Origin of the sequence: Paradevosia shaoguanensis (genome assembly GCF_016801025.1) — a bacterium.
GTDB classification, from domain to species: Bacteria; Pseudomonadota; Alphaproteobacteria; order Rhizobiales; family Devosiaceae; genus Paradevosia; species Paradevosia shaoguanensis.
In genome coordinates this window covers 2,333,816-2,352,500 of sequence record NZ_CP068983.1, presented here as the reverse complement: position 1 = coordinate 2,352,500, position 18,685 = coordinate 2,333,816, and the positions used below count along the sequence as shown (strand labels likewise).

Below are 18,685 nucleotides of genomic sequence, written 5' to 3'. Positions count from 1 at the left end.
TCAGCTTCCAGCATTCCCTAAGGGACAAGAACTTTACTTCCGGCTTTACCCGGCAGCAACCCCGCCCTGTCAGAATTTCTTAACGCACCAGACTGTGGGAACGAGTTAATCGTTCACGTCGCTCGTGCTGTCAACCGAAGAACCAAAATTTCTTTTCGTTTTCAGTCGCTTGCTTCGGTCGTTGCCGTCGTTTTCGTCGGCACCGCCTCAGCGATGTCGGGGTTATATGGCCGACCCGTTTGGGTGTCAACAGCGGAAAATGACAAAACTGACATTTTTCGCGGCCGGCACGGAAAAGCCCGGAAAACCGAGCGTCTTGCGTGTTACCTAAATAGGAGCCCCAAAGCGCCTTTCAAGAGGCCCACCGGTGGATAACTTGCATTTTTTCACGGCCAAAGCCGCGGCCCGCCTGGCTTCCGCGAGTTTCATGGCCTGTGCATGACCTATCCTGCTCTCCTCAAACGCGAAATTCCATCGCGCATGAATCCCCATGGGGGCGGGCGCCTTTCCGGGGCCTAGTTTCGCCGTATTTGGCGCAGAAGTGAGGAATGCCTCTGGTATTGACTGACGTTAACGGGTCGTTCATGCCTTTGGCCGGTGTCGTGCGTCCCGGGATGGATCACGGCACGTAGTGCTTTTCGGGGCTTCTCTAAGGACACGCGTTGAACGCTCAACAGCGAAATCGGCACGCGGCCCTGCTCAAGGCAACAGGGTACGAAGACGGTCCTGCTTTGACCGTCCAATCGACCGACGGCGATATTCCGCACGGACGCGAGCTCTCCATATCCTGGCTGACTGGCACCGTGATGACGGGCCTGACCAGTGTCCTTCTTATGGGCGCCGCGCTCTTCGTCTCCTTCCAGGGGCAGGATACGTTCTCGACCGCCTATGAGGCGCTCCAGATCGCCAACCCGCCCAAGCCGATCAGCCCGACCAATCTCCAGATCAAGACCAACCGCGTCCGCCCCATCGCCAAGCCGAAATCGGAGCTCGAAACCATCGAGGCGACGATCAAGGAAACGGTGGATGGCCGCGACATCATCAAGAAGCAGCCGTTCAGCCGCCTGCGCGCCACCCTGGCGACGGCCGCGACCTCGCTATCCGACGATGTGCCGGCCTATGATCCGGTGGCCCTGATCGCGGCGACCCAGCCGCTCGACGGGGACACCAATGTCAGCACCAATATATATGGTGCGGAAGTCGAGGGCGAAGTCTCGATCAAGCTGGCCTCCCTGCCGCTGACCCAGCCGCCCCCGCGCGCCATCTCCGACCAGGTCGCCGCCGACTTCGTGCGCACTACCGTTGAAGGCGCCTACGTCGAGGCCGACACCAATGCGCTGGCCTATGCGCCGGCCGACGCCTCCATCCACGAGCTCTCGGCCACCCCGACCGACGCCATGATCACCGGCGTGGCCGAAAACCTCACGGCTGTGCCCAAGACCACCCTGCCCGGCCAGGGCCTTGGCCGCACCGAACGCCTGCTGACGCTGCGCGAGCCTTCTTCGCTCGAAGAGACGCTCAAGAAGAACGGCTTTACCGCCGACATGATCGCCATGATCACGGGCACGCTGCGCAACGTCTATCCCTCGACGAACCTGCCGGCCGGTGCGCGCCTGCGCATTCTCTTCGGCCCCTCGCGCAGCTCGGAAAGCCTCATCCCTTACCGGATGAGCATCTATATCCACGACAACGCCACCGATAAGGATCGGCATGCGGCGACTGTCGCGCTGACCGATCGCGGTCAATATGTGCTGGCCACCGAACCGCCCCAGATCACCTTCCCCGAGGAAGACACCGAAGAGATCAACGTGGCGAACCTGCCCTCGATCTATCGCTCGATCTGGGAAACCGGCCGCAAGCACGACCTCGACGACGACACCATCCAGCGGATCGTGGCCATGTATGCCTACGATCTCGATCTCAACAAGAAGATCGCCCCCGGCGATTCCATCGAGATCCTGCAGACCCCGCCCGACGCGACGGGCCACCAGGACCTGCTCTATGTCGGCCTGCGCCTGGGCACGACCCTGAAGGAACTGTTCCGCTTCCGCAGCGATGACGGCAAGGTCGATTTCTTCGATCCTTCGGGCGAAAGCGGCAAGCGCTTCCTCACCCGGCGCCCGCTCCAGGGCGGCGGCGTCGTGCGCTCGAGCTTCGGCTGGCGCGTGCACCCGATCTTCCGCAAGAGCATTCTCCATACCGGCGTCGATCTCGCCTCCAAGTCCGGCACCCCGATCTATGCGGCCGGCGATGGCGTGGTGGAAAAGGCCGGCTGGACCAATGGCTACGGCAAATACGTGATGATCAAGCACGTCAACGGCTTCGAAACCGGCTACGGCCATATGAGCCGCATCGCCGACACTACCCAGCCGGGCACCTATGTGCGGCAGGGCCAGATCATCGGCTATGTCGGCTCGACCGGTAACTCCACCGGCCCGCACCTCCACTTCGAAATCCTCATCAACGGCAACTTCGTCGACCCGCTGAGCGTAAAACTCCCCCGCGACAAGTCGCTGCCGTCCCAGTTCCAGCAGCAATTCGCCCAGACCGTCGCCCAGATCCGCGATCTGATGACCCGCGACGCCGCCCCGATCACGGTGGCGTCGAACTAGGCTGGGTTGGGGTCCTGGGGTGAGGCCTGCTCGGCACGAGCCACGTTACTGACTCAAAGCAGGCCGGGCCTTGACGGCCTCGCCGCTGAACGCCAATCCCTAAAACGCTCGGCCCTGACGAAGGCCGGCCCACCGCAAGATCGCTCCGCGCTCGCTGAATCTGCAGCCGCGCGCCTAAAGCCGCCGATCCAGCGTCACCCATGCAATGATCGCCGAAACCAGCGACAGTACCGCCGTCGTCCAGGCCACCGCTGCAAAAGCCCCGTTGGTCGCCGCGACGCGCGCCGCTTCGGTTTCGGCCGGCAACGCCTCCGTAGTCGGCAGACCGAACGACAATCCGTCGACCGCGCCCCCCATCATGGCGTTGAATACCAGAGCCGCCACGCTCCCCATCAGCGCCACCGCCAGCAGCCCCGCTACGCGCGCCACTGCATTGTTGACGCCCGAGGCGATGCCGCTGTCGGCATCCGAAAGCGAGGTCATCACCGCCGTCGAGAGCGGGGACACCACGAAGCCCATGCCGATGCCCATGAGCGCATTGAGCGGCAATACGGCCAGCCAGACATTGTGCAGCGGCGCCGTCAGCGCCAGCCCGGCGAACGCCAAGGCGACAAGCGTGGCGCCACCGGCGATCAGCGGTCCCGGCCCATAGACGTCCGAAAGCTTGCCGGCGAAGGAGGAGAGGATGGTGAGCGCGATGCCGAGCGGGAGCGAGGCGATGGCGGCAACGGCCGGCGACAGGCCCCAGCCGGCGATCATCGTCATCGGCAGGTAGAAGCCGATGGCCGCCAGCGAGAAATAAAGCGCAAAGGTCAACGCATTGGCGCCCGAAAAACTGCGATTGCGGAAAAGCCCGAGCGGCAGCATCGGCTGGCGCGATCGCGTCTCCCAAACGAGAAAGGCAATGAGCAGCATCAGGCCGATGCCGCAATACAGCGCCACATGCCCGGCCGGGGGCACGCTCTGGCTGCCATCGCCGGTGAGCCCAAAGGCGAAAAGCCCGAGCGCCAGCGTGATCAGCACGCCGCCCAGCACGTCGAGCTTGCGATCCCCCGCCGGCGGATCGTCCGGCACGCGCGAAAACAGCAGCACCAGCGCCCCGATGCCGAGCGGCAGATTGATGGCAAAGACCAGCCGCCAGCTCCATTCGCCGAAGGCGGTGAGCACGAACCCGCCGATGACCGGCCCCAGGATGGTGGTGAGCGAGGAGGCCGAGGCCCAGATGCCGATGGCCCAGCCCCGCTGGTCGCGCGGATAGGCTTTGGCGATGATGGCGAGGCTCGAGGGCACCATGAATGCCGCCCCGATCCCCTGGATAGCCCGCGCGGCAATCAGCAATTGCGGATTGGGCGCGATCGCCGAGGCCAGCGACGCCACGACGAAGAGGCCGATGCCGAAGGTGAAGACCCGCTTCAGCCCGAACCGGTCGCCCGCTGCCCCGCCCAGCAGCAGGAGGGAGGCGAGGAACAGCATGTAGCCGTTCGAAATCCACTGCGCATCGGCAAGGGTCGCGCCCAGGTTGGCGCGGATGGCCGGGGTTGCGATCGAGAGCACCGAGCCATCGATGAAGGCCATCGAGGAGGCAAGGATCGCCGCCGCCAGCACATAGATGCGCGATTGCGGCGGACAAAAAGTGGCGGATGCTTGGGAGGAACCAGTGGTCGCGGCACTGTCGGTCATCTTGGGCACCCGCCGGGCTGTTTGGAGGTCAGCCTATTCCGTTGCGATCCAGACTGCCAGTTCGTTGCCGCCCGGCTCGCGGAAATGGAAGCGTCGCCCGCCGGGGAAATCGAAGGGCTCGGTGGTGATGGTTCCGCCAGCCGCCACCACCTGCGCGCGGGCCGCTTCAAGGTCCTGCGTGCGGATCACCGGCAGCAGCGGGTTGAGCGCCTTTTCGGCCTGCGCCACGCCCACATCGATCCCCGCATCGGCCACGCCCGAATAGCCCGGCCCGTAGTCGATCTTGTTCCAGCCGAAGGCCGCGGCGAAGAAGCGGCTGCTCTCGGCAAGATTGCCGCTGGTGAGTTCGAGATAGTCGATCTTGAAGCTGTTGGCCATTTCGGCGACTCCGTTGTTCTCTTTTTGTTCTACTCCTGAATGAGCTCGAGAACAAGCCGGAAAAGCAGAAGGCCGGTCCTGCGACCGGCCTTCCCCAACGGAATGCGGCAGGAGACTAAGCCGCCGCGTCGGTAACTTCAGGGCCCTTTTCGGGCTTGAGCACCAGATGCTCATCCCCGGCATCGACCACGACATTGGTGCCGTCGGCCACCTTGCCGGCGAGGATTTCCTCGGCCAGCTGATCCTGGATCTCGCGCTGGATCACGCGCTTGAGGGGCCGCGCGCCATAGGCGGGGTCGTACCCTTCGAGCGCCAGCCAGTCGCGGGCAGCCGGCGTGAGCGTCAGGGTCACGTCGCGTTCCTTGAGCAGTTCCTGGAGCCGCTTCATCTGGATATCGACGATCGCGCCCATATGCTTGCGCTCCAGCCGGTGGAACAGCAGGATTTCGTCGATACGGTTGAGGAATTCCGGCCGGAAGGCCGCCTTGACCGCATCGAGCACCTTGCCGCGCACCGCCTCCACCGATTCCCCGTCCTTGAGCTGGGCCAGGTATTCAGCGCCCAGGTTCGAGGTCATGATGATGAGCGTGTTGCGGAAGTCGACCGTACGCCCCTGCCCGTCCGTCAGCCGCCCGTCATCGAGCACCTGCAGGAGCACGTTGAACACGTCCGGATGCGCCTTCTCGATCTCGTCGAACAGCACGACCTGATAGGGCCGGCGCCGTACGGCTTCGGTCAGCACGCCGCCTTCCTCGTAGCCGACATAGCCCGGAGGCGCGCCGATGAGGCGGGCCACCGAATGCTTCTCCATGAACTCGCTCATGTCGAGCCGGACCATGGCCGTCTCGTCATCGAAGAGGAACTGCGCCAGAGCCTTGGTGAGCTCGGTCTTGCCGACGCCCGTGGGGCCAAGGAACATGAACGAGCCGATCGGCCGGTTCGGGTCCTGCAGCCCGGCGCGCGAACGTCGCACGGCCTTGGACACCGCGATCACCGCTTCTTCCTGGCCGATGACGCGGGCGCCCAGAGACAGCTCCATATGCATGAGCTTTTCGCGCTCGCCCTCGAGCATCTTGTCGACCGGAATACCCGTCCAGCGCGACACGACCTGCGCGATCTCGGACGGCGTCACCACCTCCTCGACCATGGTCGGCTCGCCGCTCTTGTTCTCTTCGGCCGCCTTGAGGCGCTTTTCGAGATCGGGGATCACGCCATAGGCAAGCTCGCCCGCGCGGGCGAGATCGCCGGTGCGCTGGGCACTCTCGAGCTGGCTGCGCGCCGTATCGAGCTCTTCCTTGAGCTTCTGGCTGCCGGCCAGGCGTTCCTTCTCGGCCAGCCACTTGGACGAGAGCGCCTGCGCCTCTTCCTCGTGCTCGGCCAGTTCCGCCTCGAGCTTGGTCAGCCGCGACTTGGAGGCGTCGTCGGTTTCCTTCTTCAAGGCCTCGCGCTCGATCTTGAGCTGCATGATGCGCCGGTCGAGTTCATCCAGCGCCTCGGGCTTGGAATCGACCGCCATGCGCAGCCGCGCCGCCGCCTCGTCCATGAGGTCGATGGCCTTGTCGGGCAGGAACCGGTCGGTGATGTAGCGGTTCGACAACGTCGCCGCGCTCACCAGGGCCGAGTCCGAAATCCGCACGCCATGGTGCAGCTCGTACTTTTCCTTGAGCCCGCGCAGGATCGAGATGGTGTCTTCCACCGTCGGCTCGTTGACGAAGACCGGCTGGAAGCGACGGGCCAGAGCCGCGTCCTTCTCGACATACTTGCGGTATTCATCAAGCGTCGTGGCGCCCACGCAGTGAAGTTCGCCGCGCGCCAGGGCGGGCTTCAGGAGGTTGGACGCATCCATGGCACCATCGGACTTGCCGGCGCCGACCAGGGTATGCATCTCGTCGATGAAAAGGATCACCTGCCCGTCCGAGGATGACACCTCGTTGAGCACGGCCTTGAGCCGCTCCTCGAACTCGCCGCGATATTTCGCGCCGGCAATCAGCGCGCCCATGTCGAGGGCGAGCAGCGCCTTGTTCTTGAGGCTTTCGGGCACGTCGCCATTGACGATGCGGATGGCAAGGCCCTCCGCGATCGCCGTCTTGCCGACGCCGGGCTCGCCGATCAGAACCGGATTGTTCTTGGTGCGCCGCGACAGCACCTGGATGGTGCGGCGGATTTCCTCGTCACGCCCGATCACGGGGTCGAGCTTGCCGTCCCGCACGTCCTGCGTCAGGTCGCGCGCATATTTCTTCAAGGCATCGTACTGGCTCTCGGCCGAGGCCGAGTCGGCAGTGCGACCCTTGCGGATTTCGTTGATGGCTTCGTTGAGCGCCTGCGGCGTCACCCCGGCCGAAGCCAGTATCTTGCCTGCATCGGTGTCCTTCTCGACCGTCATGGCGAGCAGCAGCCGCTCGACGGTAACGAAGGAATCGCCGGACTTCTGGGCGGCGCTTTCGGCCGTCTCGAAGACGCGGGCAAGCTCGCGCGTCAGGTAGAGCTGGGAAGCATCACCCGAAACGCTGGGAATCTTGTTGAGCGCAGCGTCAACGGCTGCGCGGGCGGCCTTGGAATTGCCACCGGCACGATCGATGAGGCCGGAAGCCATGCCCTGGTCGTCATCGAGCAGGACCTTGAGCATATGCAGGGGCGAGAACTGCTGATGACCCTTGCCCAGGGCCATGGTCTGCGCCGCCTGAACGAAGCCTCGCGCCCGCTCGGTATACTTTTCAATATTCATGCAACTCTCCTTTGGAGGCACGCCGGAACGCCCGAAATTTCGGCACGGTCCAGTCGCCGGAAGTGTTGTGGCCGTCGCACCCGCCAGGCGGCATGCTCAGGCAACACGCAAGATATAGGAGTGGTTGCACCAAACAAAAGGGCGTGAGCAGGAAATGCGTGGCGGAGGGTGCAGAGGAGCTTGCGCCCCAGCCGCACGGTTCCGCTGCCCGCTCCGATTTCTCTCGTTGGGGAGGAGCGATCCGGGGAGAGCCGGCCGCAACGCAAGACCGGTGCTCGCCAAACGAAAAAGGCCGAACCCCAAGGTCCGGCCTTCCCCAAATCTCAAAGCCCTGCGGGCTTACTCCGCTGCGGTCGAAGCCCCGCCGGCGGTGATGAATGCCGGCAATTCCCCGATTTCGGGCTGCTCGGCTTCGGCCGGATCGGTGCCATCGGCATTGGCCGAGCGGCGGCGGCGCGGGCGGCGTTCGCGGCGGCGCGGAGCCTCGCCTTCGCCTTCCGCGGCGGCGGGTGCGGCAGCAGCGGCTGCTTCCTCGGCCACCGGCTCGGCCGGCGCCTCGGCAGCTTCGCCCTCGCTCGTCTCGCCATCGGCCGGAGCCGGCTGGGCGATGCGCTCGGGAACCGCAAAGCGGCTGTTTTCCTGCGGCTCGAACTCGTCGTCGTCGTAATTGTCGTTGAACTGGTCGGACCGCTGTACGCCCTGCGGCTGCGCCGCCGAGACGATGCGGAAATAGTGTTCGGCGTGCTGCAGGTAGTTCTCGGCCATCACCGAGTCACCGGAGGCCTGCGCATCGCGGGCGAGCTGGACGTATTTTTCGGCGATATGGGCAGCGTTGCCGCGCACCTTCACGTCCGGGCCATTGCTCTCATAGTTGCGCGACAGCGGGTTGACGTGCTTGCGCCCGCCATTGTTGTTGCGTCCGCGCGAACGGTTCTTGTTGTTCTGCTGGTTCGGTCTCATCGTATCGCTTCGATCATCAGTAAGCGTCTAGCACCGGGGGATTGGCTCAACTGCCAACTCAACCCGCAACCCGGGCGGCGCAAAGGCGTGCCGTGGCCGGTTAAAGTTCGTTGTGTGTGAGTCCCCAAACACTGCCGCGATAAGATCACTTGCTCCGCGTCATCCGGCCAACCGGGACTCTTGCCCGGGGTCCGCGCTGGAAAACTGCAGCATCGCCGATGAGCGGGTGACCATCATCTAGACGCCAAAGCGTCATTGACAGCATGGGGAAACTAGCCTGTTCGCCTGAGCTTTCCAAGCGAAATGTTCTCTCTCACGCATGCGTGTGCTTTCGGTTCCCTAAAGTTGGTGCGCAATCACCACACGATCAAGACCCGCCAGGTCCTTTTCGACCCGTACGCCGGAAAAACCCGCATCCGCAAAGATCCTGGTCACCGCCTCGCCCTGCCCCGAGCCGATCTCGACCATCAGGGCGCCCGGGCGCACGAGATATTCTCCCGCCTGCGCCGCAATGATCCGGTAAGGCCCCAGCCCGTCCGGCCCGCCATCGAGCGCCAGCAGCGGGTCGAAATCGCGCACCTCCGGCATCAGCGAGGCAATGACGTCGGTTTCGATATAGGGCGGGTTGGAAACGATGAGATCGAACTGCTCGCCTTCTATCGGCGAAAACCACGAGCCCTGCCGGAACTCCAGCCGCTCGTCGACCCCGTTCCGCCGCGCATTCTCCCGCGCCGCCGCAAGGGCCTCTTCGGACAGGTCGGTCGCGAGCCCCGTCGTCCCCGGACTATTGGCGAGGATCGCCACCGGAATGGCCCCGCTCCCCGTCCCGAGGTCGAGCAGCCTCGCCCCATTGCGCTTGCCCAGCCAATCCAGAGCGAGTTCCACCAGCAATTCCGTGTCCGGCCGCGGCACCAGCGTTGCCGCATTGAGCCCAAACGGCAATCCGTAAAATTCCTTCTGGCCGAGGATCCGCGCCACCGGCTCGCCCGCCAGGCGCCGCTCCGCAAACCCGTCGAGCCGCGTCAGTCCCTCGGCCGGCGCGCTATCGCGTTCCGCTCCGAGCAGCCCGAGGCTGTCGAGCCTGAAAGCCGCCTGCGCCAGAATCCGCGCGTCGAGCTCGGGCGTATCCAGCCCTGCCGCGCGAAAACGGTCGCGCACCTGCCGCCAGGCCGCGCCTGTCGTCTGGGAAGTCAGGAAATGCCTTCCATGGCGGCGAGCTGCGCCGCCTGGTTCTCGGTGATGAGCGCCGAGATCAGCTCGTCCAGCGCCTCGCCCTCGATCACCTTGTCGAGCTTGTAGAGCGTGAGGTTGATGCGGTGGTCCGTCACGCGCCCCTGCGGGAAATTATAGGTGCGGATGCGCTCGGAGCGATCGCCCGAGCCCACCTGCTCGCGCCGCGCCTCCGAGCGGGCGCTGTCGCGCGCATCGCGCTGCGCCTCGAAGAGCCGCGCGCGCAAAACCTTCATGGCATTGGCCCGGTTCTGGTGCTGGCTCTTTTCGGACGAGGTCACGACGATCCCCGTCGGCAGGTGCGTGATGCGCACCGCGCTGTCGGTGGTGTTGACGTGCTGTCCGCCCGCGCCCGAGGAGCGCATGGTGTCGATGCGGATATCTTCCGCCTTGATGTCGATATCGATGTCTTCCACTTCCGGCAGCACCGCCACGGTCGCCGCCGAGGTGTGGATACGGCCCGAAGCCTCGGTCGCCGGCACGCGCTGCACGCGATGCACGCCGCTCTCGAACTTGAGCCGGGCATAGACGCCCTTGCCCGAAATATTGGCCACCGCTTCCTTGTAGCCGCCCGCTTCGCCCGGGCTCTCTTCCATCACCGTGAACTTCCACCCCTGGAGGTCCGAATAGCGCTGGTACATGCGGAAAAGGTCGCCCGCGAAGAGCGCCGCCTCGTCCCCGCCCGTACCTGCGCGCACTTCGAGAATGACGCTCTTCTCGTCGGCCGCGTCCTTGGGCAGGAGCAGGATGCGGATTTCCTGCGTCATCGTCTCGAGGCGTTCCTCGAGTTCGCTCGCCTCCGCCTCCGCCATCTCGGCCAGTTCGGGATCGCCCGAGGCCGCCATTTCGCGCGCGTCCTCGAGCTCCTTCTGCAGCTTGCGATAGGCGATGATGGGCCGCACGACCGGCTCCATCTCGGCATATTCCTTGGACAGCTTGACGTATTGCTCGGCCGAGGGGCCGGAGGACAGTTCGGCCTCGATGCTGAGGAAACGCTTTTCGAGAACGTCGAGCTTATCGGCGGGAAGTGTTGCCATGATCTCTTGGATAGAAGCTGGGAGGCCCGCGTCTTAGACTGGAAGGTTCTGCCGGTCCACCCATTCCTTGAGCAGATCGCGCATGGCCACGCCGTCCGATCCATCCGCCAAGGCCGCCGCCACCGACTTGCGGATGGGCTCAAGTTCGAGCCCCAGGATCATCTCCTTGACCGGACCGACCGAGGACGGCCCCATTGAGAGTCGGTTCATGCCGATGGCCATCAGCGCCAGCGCTTCGAGCGGCTTGCCCGCCAGCTCCCCACACATGGTGAGCGGCACGTTGTAGCGCCGCGCCGCATCCACGATATGGCGCAGCGCCCGCAACCGCGGCAGCGCGATCGGATCGTAATTCTTGGATACCCGCGGATTGGCGCGGTCGGCCGCCGTCAGGAACTGGATGAGATCGTTCGAGCCGATCGAGACGAAATCGGCTTCCGGCAGCAATTGATCGAGCTCGAAGAGCAGCGATGGCACTTCGATCATCGCCCCGAGTTCGACCTTGGTCGGCACGGTCTCGCCCGCGCGCTTGAGCCGGTCGATTTCCTTCTGCACGACCATCCGCGCCTGCCGGAATTCGAAGGCCTCGGTCACCATAGGCACGAGGATCTTCATCGGCTTGCCTTCGGCCGCCATCAGGAGCGCCCGCACCTGCGTACGCAGCAACCCCGGCCGATCGAGCGCCAGGCGCAGCGAGCGCCAGCCCATGGCCGGATTTTCTTCCGCCGCCGAGCGCATATAGGGCACGACCTTGTCGCCCCCGATATCGAGGAGCCGGAACACCACCGGCCGGTCGCCCGCAATGCGCAGCGCATCGCGGTAAAGCTCCACCTGCTCGTTGAGCCGGGGAAGCTTGGAGGCGATCATGAACTGCAATTCGGTGCGGAAGAGCCCGACGCCCTCCGCGCCCGTCTCGTTGAGCATGGGCAGGTCAGCCACCAGCCCCGAATTGTGCAGCAGCGTGATCTTGACCCCGTCGCGCGTCACCGACGGCAGGTCGCGCAGCGCCAGGTAATGCGCGCGCCGCTTGGCCGACAGCTTGACCTTTTCGACATAGGTCTGCTCGACATCGGGCGTCGGCCGCAGATGCACCGTACCGGTGGCGCCATCGACGATGATGTCGTCGCCCTCTTCGGACATCGAGACGATGCTCTCGGCCTGCCCCACGGCGACGACGCCCAGCGATCGGGCGACGATGGCCACGTGCGAGGTCGACCCGCCCTCTTCGAGCACGATGCCCCGCAGCTTGGTGCGATCGTATTCGAGCAGTTCCGCCGGCCCCATATTGCGGGCGACGAGAATAGCGTTGTCCGGCAATTCCTTGCCCAGTCCGTCCGCATTGCCCGTCAGCACGCGCAGCAGCCGGTTGGCCAGGTCGTCGAGGTCATGCAGCCGGTCGCGGATATAGGGGTCCGTCTGGCGCAGCATGCGCGCACGCGTATCGTTCTGCACGCGCTCGACCGCCGCTTCGGCCGAAAGCCCGTTGTCGATGGCCTCCATCAGCCGCCCCACCCAGCCGCGATCATTGGCGAACATGCGGTAGGTTTCGAGAATCTCGCGGTGGTCGGAAGACGGCTGCATGTCGCCGTGATCGAGCATCACGTCGATCGACACGCGCATCTTTTCGAGCGCAAGGTCGAGTCTCTGCTTTTCCGCGTCGATATCGTCGGCGATGAAATTGTTCACCACCACGCGCGGGTCGTGCAGCACCACCTGGCCCAGCGCTATGCCTTCGGCAAGCGCCAGACCATCGAAGGTCCGCGGCCGGCGCAGATCGATATCCGAGCCGGGCTTGATCAGGCTGTCGAATTCGGACGTGGCGATCATCTCGGCAAGAATGGTGGCGGTCGTCAGCATCGCCTCGACTTCATCCTCGCCGAAAACGCGCCGGTCCTTGTTCTGGACGACGAGTACGCCAAGAGTTTGTCCGGCGCGCAGCACTGGAACGCCGAGGAAGGCGTAGAAAGGATCTTCCCCCGTTTCCGGGCGATAGGCGAAAGACGGATGGGCCGGAGCGTTGTCGAGGCTGAGTGGCTCGGCTTCCGCCGCGATGAGGCCGACCAGGCCCTCGCCCAGGCGCAGCGTCGTCATGTGCACCGCTTCGGCCTTGAGGCCGTGCGTGGCGAAGAGTTCGAGCGCGCCGTCGTCGCGCAGGACATAGAACGAGCACACGTCGGCCCGCATATTGTCCGCGATCAGATCGACGATCTTGTTGAGCCGGTCCTGCGAGCCCAGGGGCTCCGCCATGGTTTCGCGCAACTGCCTGAGCAGGACGCGCGGACCGCCGGTCAATGTGGCCATTTCACCCTGGCGGCTTGCGCCGCTCCCTAGCCTGGGCGCGGCGGCGACCCCTCGTCGCTGGCCCTCAGGCGTCTGTCTTGTCCAAACCGTAATACGTATGCAGGGCCCGCACCGCAAGCTCGGCGTATTGGTCGTCGATCAGCACCGAAGTCTTGATCTCGGAAGTGGTGATCAACTGGATATTGATGCCCTTTTCCGCAAGGGCCTTGAACATCGAGGATGCAACGCCCGCATGGCTACGCATGCCTACGCCCACGACCGAAATCTTGGCGCCGCCCTTGGAGCCGGAAATCCGCGAATATTCGATGGTTTCCCCGGCGTCCTCGATCGCCTTGATGGCGCGGTCATAGTCGCTGTCGGGCACCGTGAAGGTGATGTCGGTGGTCGCGCCGTCATCCGAAATATTCTGCACGATCATGTCGACCACGATCGACTGGTCCGCCAGCGCGCCGAAAATGGCGGCGGCAACACCGGGACGATCCTTGACGCCGCGCAGCGTGATCTTGGCCTCGGCCTTGGCGAGCGTCACGCCCGAAACGATCTGCTTTTCCATGATCTCATCCTCATCGCATACGAGCGTACCGGGCACGCCGGGAGTTCCATCGGGGGCAATCTGGGGGGCATCCGGATCATCGAACGACGAACGGACCACGAGGCGCACGCCCTGCGCCATGGCCAGCTCCACCGAGCGGATCATGAGCACCTTGGCGCCGAGCGAAGCCATTTCGAGCATTTCCTCGAAGGCGATCTTGTTGAGCCGCTGTGCCTTGGGCACGATGCGCGGATCGGTCGTGTAGACCCCATCTACATCCGTATAGATGTCGCAACGATCGGCCTTGACCGCCGCCGCCACCGCCACCGCCGACGTATCCGAGCCGCCACGGCCCAGCGTCGTCACGCGACCCGAAGGCGCCACGCCCTGGAAGCCCGTGATCACCGGCACCCAGCCGGCATCCATCAATTCATTGAGGTTGGCCGGATCGATATCGGTGATGCGCGCCGCGCCATGCGCGTCGTCCGTCCGGATCGGCACCTGCCAGCCCGAGAACGAACGCGAGGGCACGCCCATTTCGGAAAGCACGATGGCCATGAGGCCCGCCGTCACCTGCTCGCCCGAAGCCACGACGGCGTCGTATTCGCGTGCATCGTGGAGAGCTGCCGCGTCCTTGGTCCAGGCCACCAGCTCATTGGTCTTGCCCGACATGGCCGAAACGACCACGGTCACCTGGTGACCGGCGTCGATCTCACGTTTGACATGGCGCGCGGACTGACGAATGCGCTCCACGTTGGCGACCGAGGTGCCGCCAAACTTCACAACGATACGGGCCATGGATTTATCCCGGATAACCGCCGGTCCAACCGGACGGCAAGACACTGAAAAACTGCGCGCGTCTCCTGCCACAAAGGCGTGCACGATTCAATAAGCAAAGGGACGCGGCGCCCGGCGCGCCTTGACATGGTTCCGCCAATCCCGCACCTCACTCTCGTTCCACCCATGGAGACGATGCTTTATGACGACCACGACCATCGACAACGAGGAAGTCGCCAAGTTCGGGGCCATGGCCGAGGAATGGTGGAACCCGAACGGCAAGTTCAAGCCGATCCACAAGTTCAATCCCGTGCGCCTCGCTTATATCCGCGACCACGCCATTTCCCATTTCGGCAAGGATGCCGCCGAGCGCCGTCCGCTCGCCGGCCTGCGCCTCCTCGATATCGGCTGCGGGGGCGGGCTCCTGAGCGAACCCATGGCGCGGCTGGGCGCCGATGTCGTGGGCGCCGATGCCGCCGAGCGCAACATCAGGATCGCCCAGGTCCACGCTGCCCAGTCCGATCTCGAGATCGACTATCGCGCCACTACCGCCGAGGCCCTGGCCGAAGCGGGTGAGCAGTTCGACATCGTCCTCAACATGGAAGTCGTCGAGCACGTTTCGGACGTACCGCTCTACATGAAGAGCTGCGTCCAGCTCGTGCGTCCGGGCGGCCTCATGGTCGTCGCCACCATCAACCGCACCGCCCGCGCCTTCGCGCTCGCCATCGTCGGGGCCGAGCACATCCTGCGCTGGCTGCCGGTCGGCACCCATTCCTACGACAAGTTCCTCACGCCCGAGGAAATCACCGCGCTCATCGAGCGCAACGGCATGAAAGTCACCGACCGCACGGGAGTTGTGTACAACCCGCTACGCGACGCCTGGCGACAATCGCCCGACATGGCGGTCAACTATATGTTGCTTGCGGAAAAGCCTAAATCGGCTTGATTGTCCGCCGCGACTGAGGGGAAGCCACGGTGATCGAACTGGAAGTCCATATGCCGGCCGGCACCGATGCCAAATCGGTCCCGGTCACCGTAGAGCAGGCTGCGGCCCGCGAGGAGCTGATCGTGGCCATGCGCGGCACGCTCGGCACCTATCCCGGCTGCGTCCACTGGCATTTCAAGCGCGCCGGCGAAAAAGGCACATTGGAAGTCACCTGGTGGCCCAAGATGACCCGCCTCTGGTTCAAGGTCGCCGACGGCCGCGAAGGCCCCTGGATCCGCGGCGCCATGGAACGCCTCCGCACCCAGCTCGAAGCCTAGAATCCGTACTCAATTGCACCGGTAGATGAGGTTGCGATGGCCGCCCTACCCACCGGACTTCCCCGGACTTGATCCGGGGCCCACTGCCATTCTCCACTCGAGTGGAGCAATCCGTGGGCCCCGGCTCTGCGGCCGGGGAAGTTCAGTGGTTGTGGCACGGCAGACGGACAGCGCTTCCGTTGGAATCTTTCGAATGGGGAGATAAGCGCTCTGGGGGCGCCGGGACTTATTGAGTACGAACCCTAACGCCCGGCGACGTCCGCACCGGCGCCAACTGCCGTCCCGGACCGCGTGGTTGCGCACGTCCGCCTTTCAGCCTCCGCGCCTGAAAACTTATCCCCCTCGTCCAACCATGCCCTAGACTCTGGGAACCATCTCCCCGAGCCCAAAACTGCCAACACAGAAAACCACTCGTTTGAGAGTCCTCAGGAACCCCGAATTTGGTGCGAAAAGCCACGAAACATCGCCAAACATTGCCCGAAATTGAGTCAAAATTTAACGATTTGAAACCCGCTCAAGCAATAATAATATTATATATCAATGGCTTAAGAAAATAGCAGGGTGCAAAAACCCGTCAAAAAGCCACTTATCCCCCCAAAATACGCGCGGACCTCACCACACTAAGCCTGCCGCACGACGCCCGGAACGCGCGCAGCGCGCCCGCCCCAGACCGTCGCCCGCACCTTATCCCCTCTCACGAAGCTCCCTCCAGCTCCGCCATGTCGCCCTCGCTCAGCGTGATCCCAGCCGCGGCGACGTTCTCTTCCAGGTGCGCCACCTTGCCCGTTCCGGGGATCGGCAGGATCACCGGGCTGCGCTTGAGCATCCAGGCCAGCGCGATCTGACCCGGGCTCGCGCCATGCCGCTGCGCCACCGCTTCAAGCACCGGCCGCCCGCCGACCCGCCCACTCGCCAGCGGCGCCCAGGGGATGAAGCCGATAGCATTGGCCTCGCAGAACTCCAGCTCCTCCTCGCTCGCCCGGTCAAAGAGGTTGTACCGGTTCTGGATCGTGGCGACCGGGAAGTATTTCTGCGCCGCCTCGATCTCCTCGACCGTCACCTCGCTCAGCCCCACATGGCGCACGAGCCCGTCCTTGACGAAGCCGGCAATGGCCGCGAACTGCTCGTCGCGCGGCACCTTGGAATCGATGCGGTGGAGCTGCCAGAGGTCGATCCGCTCGACCTTGAGCCGCCTGAGGCTCGCCTCCAGCCCGCGCCGCAGCACCTCGGGCCGCCCGTCCTGCACCCAGTGATTGGGTCCCGGCCGTTGCAGCCCGGCCTTGGTCGCAATCACGAAGCCATCATAGGGATAGAGCTCGTCGGCGATCAGCTGCTCGCTGACCTCCGGCCCATAGCTTTCCGCGGTATCGACGAAGTTGACGCCCAGCGCCTTGAGCCGGCGCAGCACGCGCCGCGCCTCCTCGACATCCTTGGGCTGGCCCCAGATGCCCTCCCCGGTAATGCGCATCGCCCCGAAGCCGAGGCGGTTGATGGTGAGATCGCCGCCAATCGAAAACTGGCCGGCTAGCGCTGCATTGGGTTCTGACATGGGTAGGCTCCGCTGGAGAGAGGGGACACAAACGTGTGCCCCTCATCCTGCAAGTTCAACCCCTGTTGAACAAAAACGGCGCCTAGTTGTGGTCTTCCGGGATATTGGGGAGCGGCATGAAATCCACCCCGTCCTCGACGAGCGCCGCCACTTCGTCGGCCGTCGCCTCGCCATAGATGCCGCGCGCTTCCACGTCCTTGAAATGGATCTTGCGCGCTTCCTCGGCGAACTTGTCGCCGACATAATCGGCCTCGCTCGTCACCTTGTCGCGCATGGCGCGCAGCGCCGCCCGGATCTGGTCGTGCTGGGGGTGGCCGATCGAGAGCGACACCTTTTCCGATTTGGTACGCGATACGGCCGGCGCCATCAGCGCCTTATGGACCTGTCGGGAGTCGCAGACCGGGCAGGTAACGATACCGCGCTTGCTCTGGGCGTCGAAGGCGCCTGCATTGGCAAACCAGGCTTCGAACTTGTGTTCGTTTTCACAAACGAGGGAGTAGTGGATCACGTAACCCAGAACCTTTCAGACCGGCACTTTACGCGCCGATTGGTTAACGCTTAGCGAAAAGGGCCGCGCATTGGCAAGCGCAGGCACCCTGCCCCGCGCGTCCGCGACGCGCTCGAGATCGACGTCGGCCACGATCACGCCGGGCGCGTCCCCATCGATCTGCGCCAGGATCTTGCCCCAGGGGTCGATGATCATCGAATGCCCATAGGTGGCCCGCCCATTCTCGTGCCGGCCGCCCTGCGCCGCCGCGATGACATAGGAGCCGGTCTCGATCGCCCGCGCCCGCAGCAGTACTTCCCAATGCGCCTCGCCCGTCGGCACGGTAAAGGCCGCCGGCACCGAGACCACCTCGGCCCCGCCATTGGCCAGTGCATTGAAGAGCGCCGGGAAGCGGACGTCGTAGCAGATGGCCATGCCGAGCCTGAACCCCGGAAGCGGGGTCACCACCGCCTCCTCGCCACCCTTGTAGGTCGCGCTCTCGCGGTACTCGCGCAACCCCGGCAGGGTAGCATCGAAAAGGTGGATCTTGTCGTAGCTTGCCACGACCGACCCATCCGGTCCGAAGAGCATGGAACGGTTGGCGAACCGCCCATCCGGCAGCGCCACGGCGAGCGAGCCGACATGGAGATAGACGTTGTGCGCATCGGCGATTTCCGCCGCCCGCGCAATGTCGCCATTCTCCTCCGCCGGCCCCGCCACCCGCGCCAGGCCCTCGCTGTTCTCGGCGAAGGCCACGGTCACTTCCGGGCTGAGCACATATTGCGCGCCCTGTGCCACGGCCTGCGCCACGAAGGCGTCGAGCGCGTCGAGGTTCGCCGCGGGCGTCAGGCCCGAGCGCATCTGGACGGCGGCAATTCTGGTGGAGGTGCTCATTAGGCCTGCAGCAGCGGGTCGAGCTTGCCCTGGCGGTCGAGAGCCGCCATGTCGTCATACCCGCCCACATGGGTTTCGCCCACGAAGATCTGGGGAACCGTGCGACGGCCATGCGCGCGCTCGGTCATGGCAGCGCGCAGGGACGGATCGAGCACGGTGATCTCGTCATATTGCACACCCTTGTCCGCCAGCAGCGCCTTGGCCGCGTGGCAATAGGGGCAGGTGGGCGTGGTGTAGATTTCGACCTTTGCCATCAAAGTCTC

At 64.5% G+C, this 18,685-nt stretch carries 15 protein-coding genes; 3 read left to right on the top strand and 12 right to left on the bottom strand.

The genetic code is table 11. The annotated features are described in order from the left end of the window. Positions 1-731 precede the first annotated feature (731 nt). Positions 732-2,612, top strand: a complete 1,881-nt coding sequence (locus JNE37_RS11240) for a M23 family metallopeptidase (protein WP_035095949.1) — start codon at positions 732-734, stop codon at positions 2,610-2,612. 174 nt (positions 2,613-2,786) lie between these two features. Here the strand turns inward: JNE37_RS11240 and JNE37_RS11235 are convergent, their stop codons facing one another. The 8 genes from JNE37_RS11235 to JNE37_RS11200 all read right to left on the bottom strand — a co-directional run bounded on the left by JNE37_RS11235 (position 2,787) and on the right by JNE37_RS11200 (position 14,250). Beyond that, a complete protein-coding gene (locus JNE37_RS11235) occupies positions 2,787-4,292 on the bottom strand; it encodes a DHA2 family efflux MFS transporter permease subunit (protein WP_203062801.1) in 1,506 nt (501 codons plus the stop codon). A gap of 33 nt (positions 4,293-4,325) precedes the next feature. Beyond that, complete coding sequence (locus JNE37_RS11230) at positions 4,326-4,670, bottom strand: VOC family protein (protein ID WP_035095943.1); 345 nt, start codon at positions 4,668-4,670, stop codon at positions 4,326-4,328. A gap of 115 nt (positions 4,671-4,785) precedes the next feature. Next, positions 4,786-7,395, bottom strand: coding sequence for an ATP-dependent chaperone ClpB (clpB, locus tag JNE37_RS11225; RefSeq protein WP_203062800.1), 2,610 nt, complete (start codon positions 7,393-7,395; stop codon positions 4,786-4,788). A gap of 339 nt (positions 7,396-7,734) precedes the next feature. Further along, positions 7,735-8,355 carry a DUF4167 domain-containing protein gene (locus JNE37_RS22830; protein ID WP_052015192.1) on the bottom strand — a complete coding sequence of 207 codons (621 nt, stop codon included), beginning with the start codon at positions 8,353-8,355 and terminating at the stop codon, positions 7,735-7,737. Positions 8,356-8,694: 339 nt separating this feature from the next. Further along, positions 8,695-9,513: a peptide chain release factor N(5)-glutamine methyltransferase gene (gene prmC, locus JNE37_RS11215; RefSeq protein ID WP_246513206.1), complete on the bottom strand. Its 819-nt coding sequence runs from the start codon at positions 9,511-9,513 to the stop codon at positions 8,695-8,697. Positions 9,514-9,545: 32 nt separating this feature from the next. After that, entirely contained in the window at positions 9,546-10,622 is a 1,077-nt protein-coding gene (gene prfA / locus JNE37_RS11210) for a peptide chain release factor 1 (RefSeq protein WP_203062799.1), read from the bottom strand. Positions 10,623-10,655: 33 nt separating this feature from the next. Further along, on the bottom strand, positions 10,656-12,920 hold the full coding sequence (gene ptsP, locus JNE37_RS11205) for a phosphoenolpyruvate--protein phosphotransferase (RefSeq protein WP_203062798.1): 2,265 nt from the start codon (positions 12,918-12,920) through the stop codon (positions 10,656-10,658). A gap of 64 nt (positions 12,921-12,984) precedes the next feature. Then, entirely contained in the window at positions 12,985-14,250 is a 1,266-nt protein-coding gene (locus JNE37_RS11200) for an aspartate kinase (RefSeq protein WP_035032191.1), read from the bottom strand. Positions 14,251-14,431: 181 nt separating this feature from the next. On the opposite strand from JNE37_RS11200, the gene ubiG reads away from it, so the two are divergent. Both ubiG and JNE37_RS11190 read left to right on the top strand, forming a co-directional pair. Further along, positions 14,432-15,175 carry a bifunctional 2-polyprenyl-6-hydroxyphenol methylase/3-demethylubiquinol 3-O-methyltransferase UbiG gene (gene ubiG, locus JNE37_RS11195; protein WP_203062797.1) on the top strand — a complete coding sequence of 248 codons (744 nt, stop codon included), beginning with the start codon at positions 14,432-14,434 and terminating at the stop codon, positions 15,173-15,175. A 29-nt stretch (positions 15,176-15,204) separates the two neighbouring features. Beyond that, entirely contained in the window at positions 15,205-15,492 is a 288-nt protein-coding gene (locus JNE37_RS11190) for a hypothetical protein (RefSeq protein ID WP_182399280.1), read from the top strand. A 694-nt stretch (positions 15,493-16,186) separates the two neighbouring features. On the opposite strand, the gene JNE37_RS11185 is transcribed toward JNE37_RS11190, so the two are convergent. The 4 genes from JNE37_RS11185 to grxC all read right to left on the bottom strand — a co-directional run bounded on the left by JNE37_RS11185 (position 16,187) and on the right by grxC (position 18,676). After that, on the bottom strand, positions 16,187-17,041 hold the full coding sequence (locus JNE37_RS11185; protein WP_203062796.1) for an aldo/keto reductase: 855 nt from the start codon (positions 17,039-17,041) through the stop codon (positions 16,187-16,189). An 82-nt stretch (positions 17,042-17,123) separates the two neighbouring features. Further along, a complete protein-coding gene (locus JNE37_RS11180; protein ID WP_203062795.1) occupies positions 17,124-17,549 on the bottom strand; it encodes a DUF1178 family protein in 426 nt (141 codons plus the stop codon). 15 nt (positions 17,550-17,564) lie between these two features. Next, positions 17,565-18,422 (bottom strand): carbon-nitrogen hydrolase family protein, encoded by an 858-nt coding sequence (locus tag JNE37_RS11175; RefSeq protein WP_203062794.1) that lies wholly within the window; start codon positions 18,420-18,422, stop codon positions 17,565-17,567. Beyond that, a complete protein-coding gene (gene grxC / locus JNE37_RS11170) occupies positions 18,422-18,676 on the bottom strand; it encodes a glutaredoxin 3 (RefSeq protein WP_035033218.1) in 255 nt (84 codons plus the stop codon). The genes JNE37_RS11175 and grxC overlap by 1 nt, the downstream gene beginning before the upstream one ends. Positions 18,677-18,685: the final 9 nt, after the last annotated feature.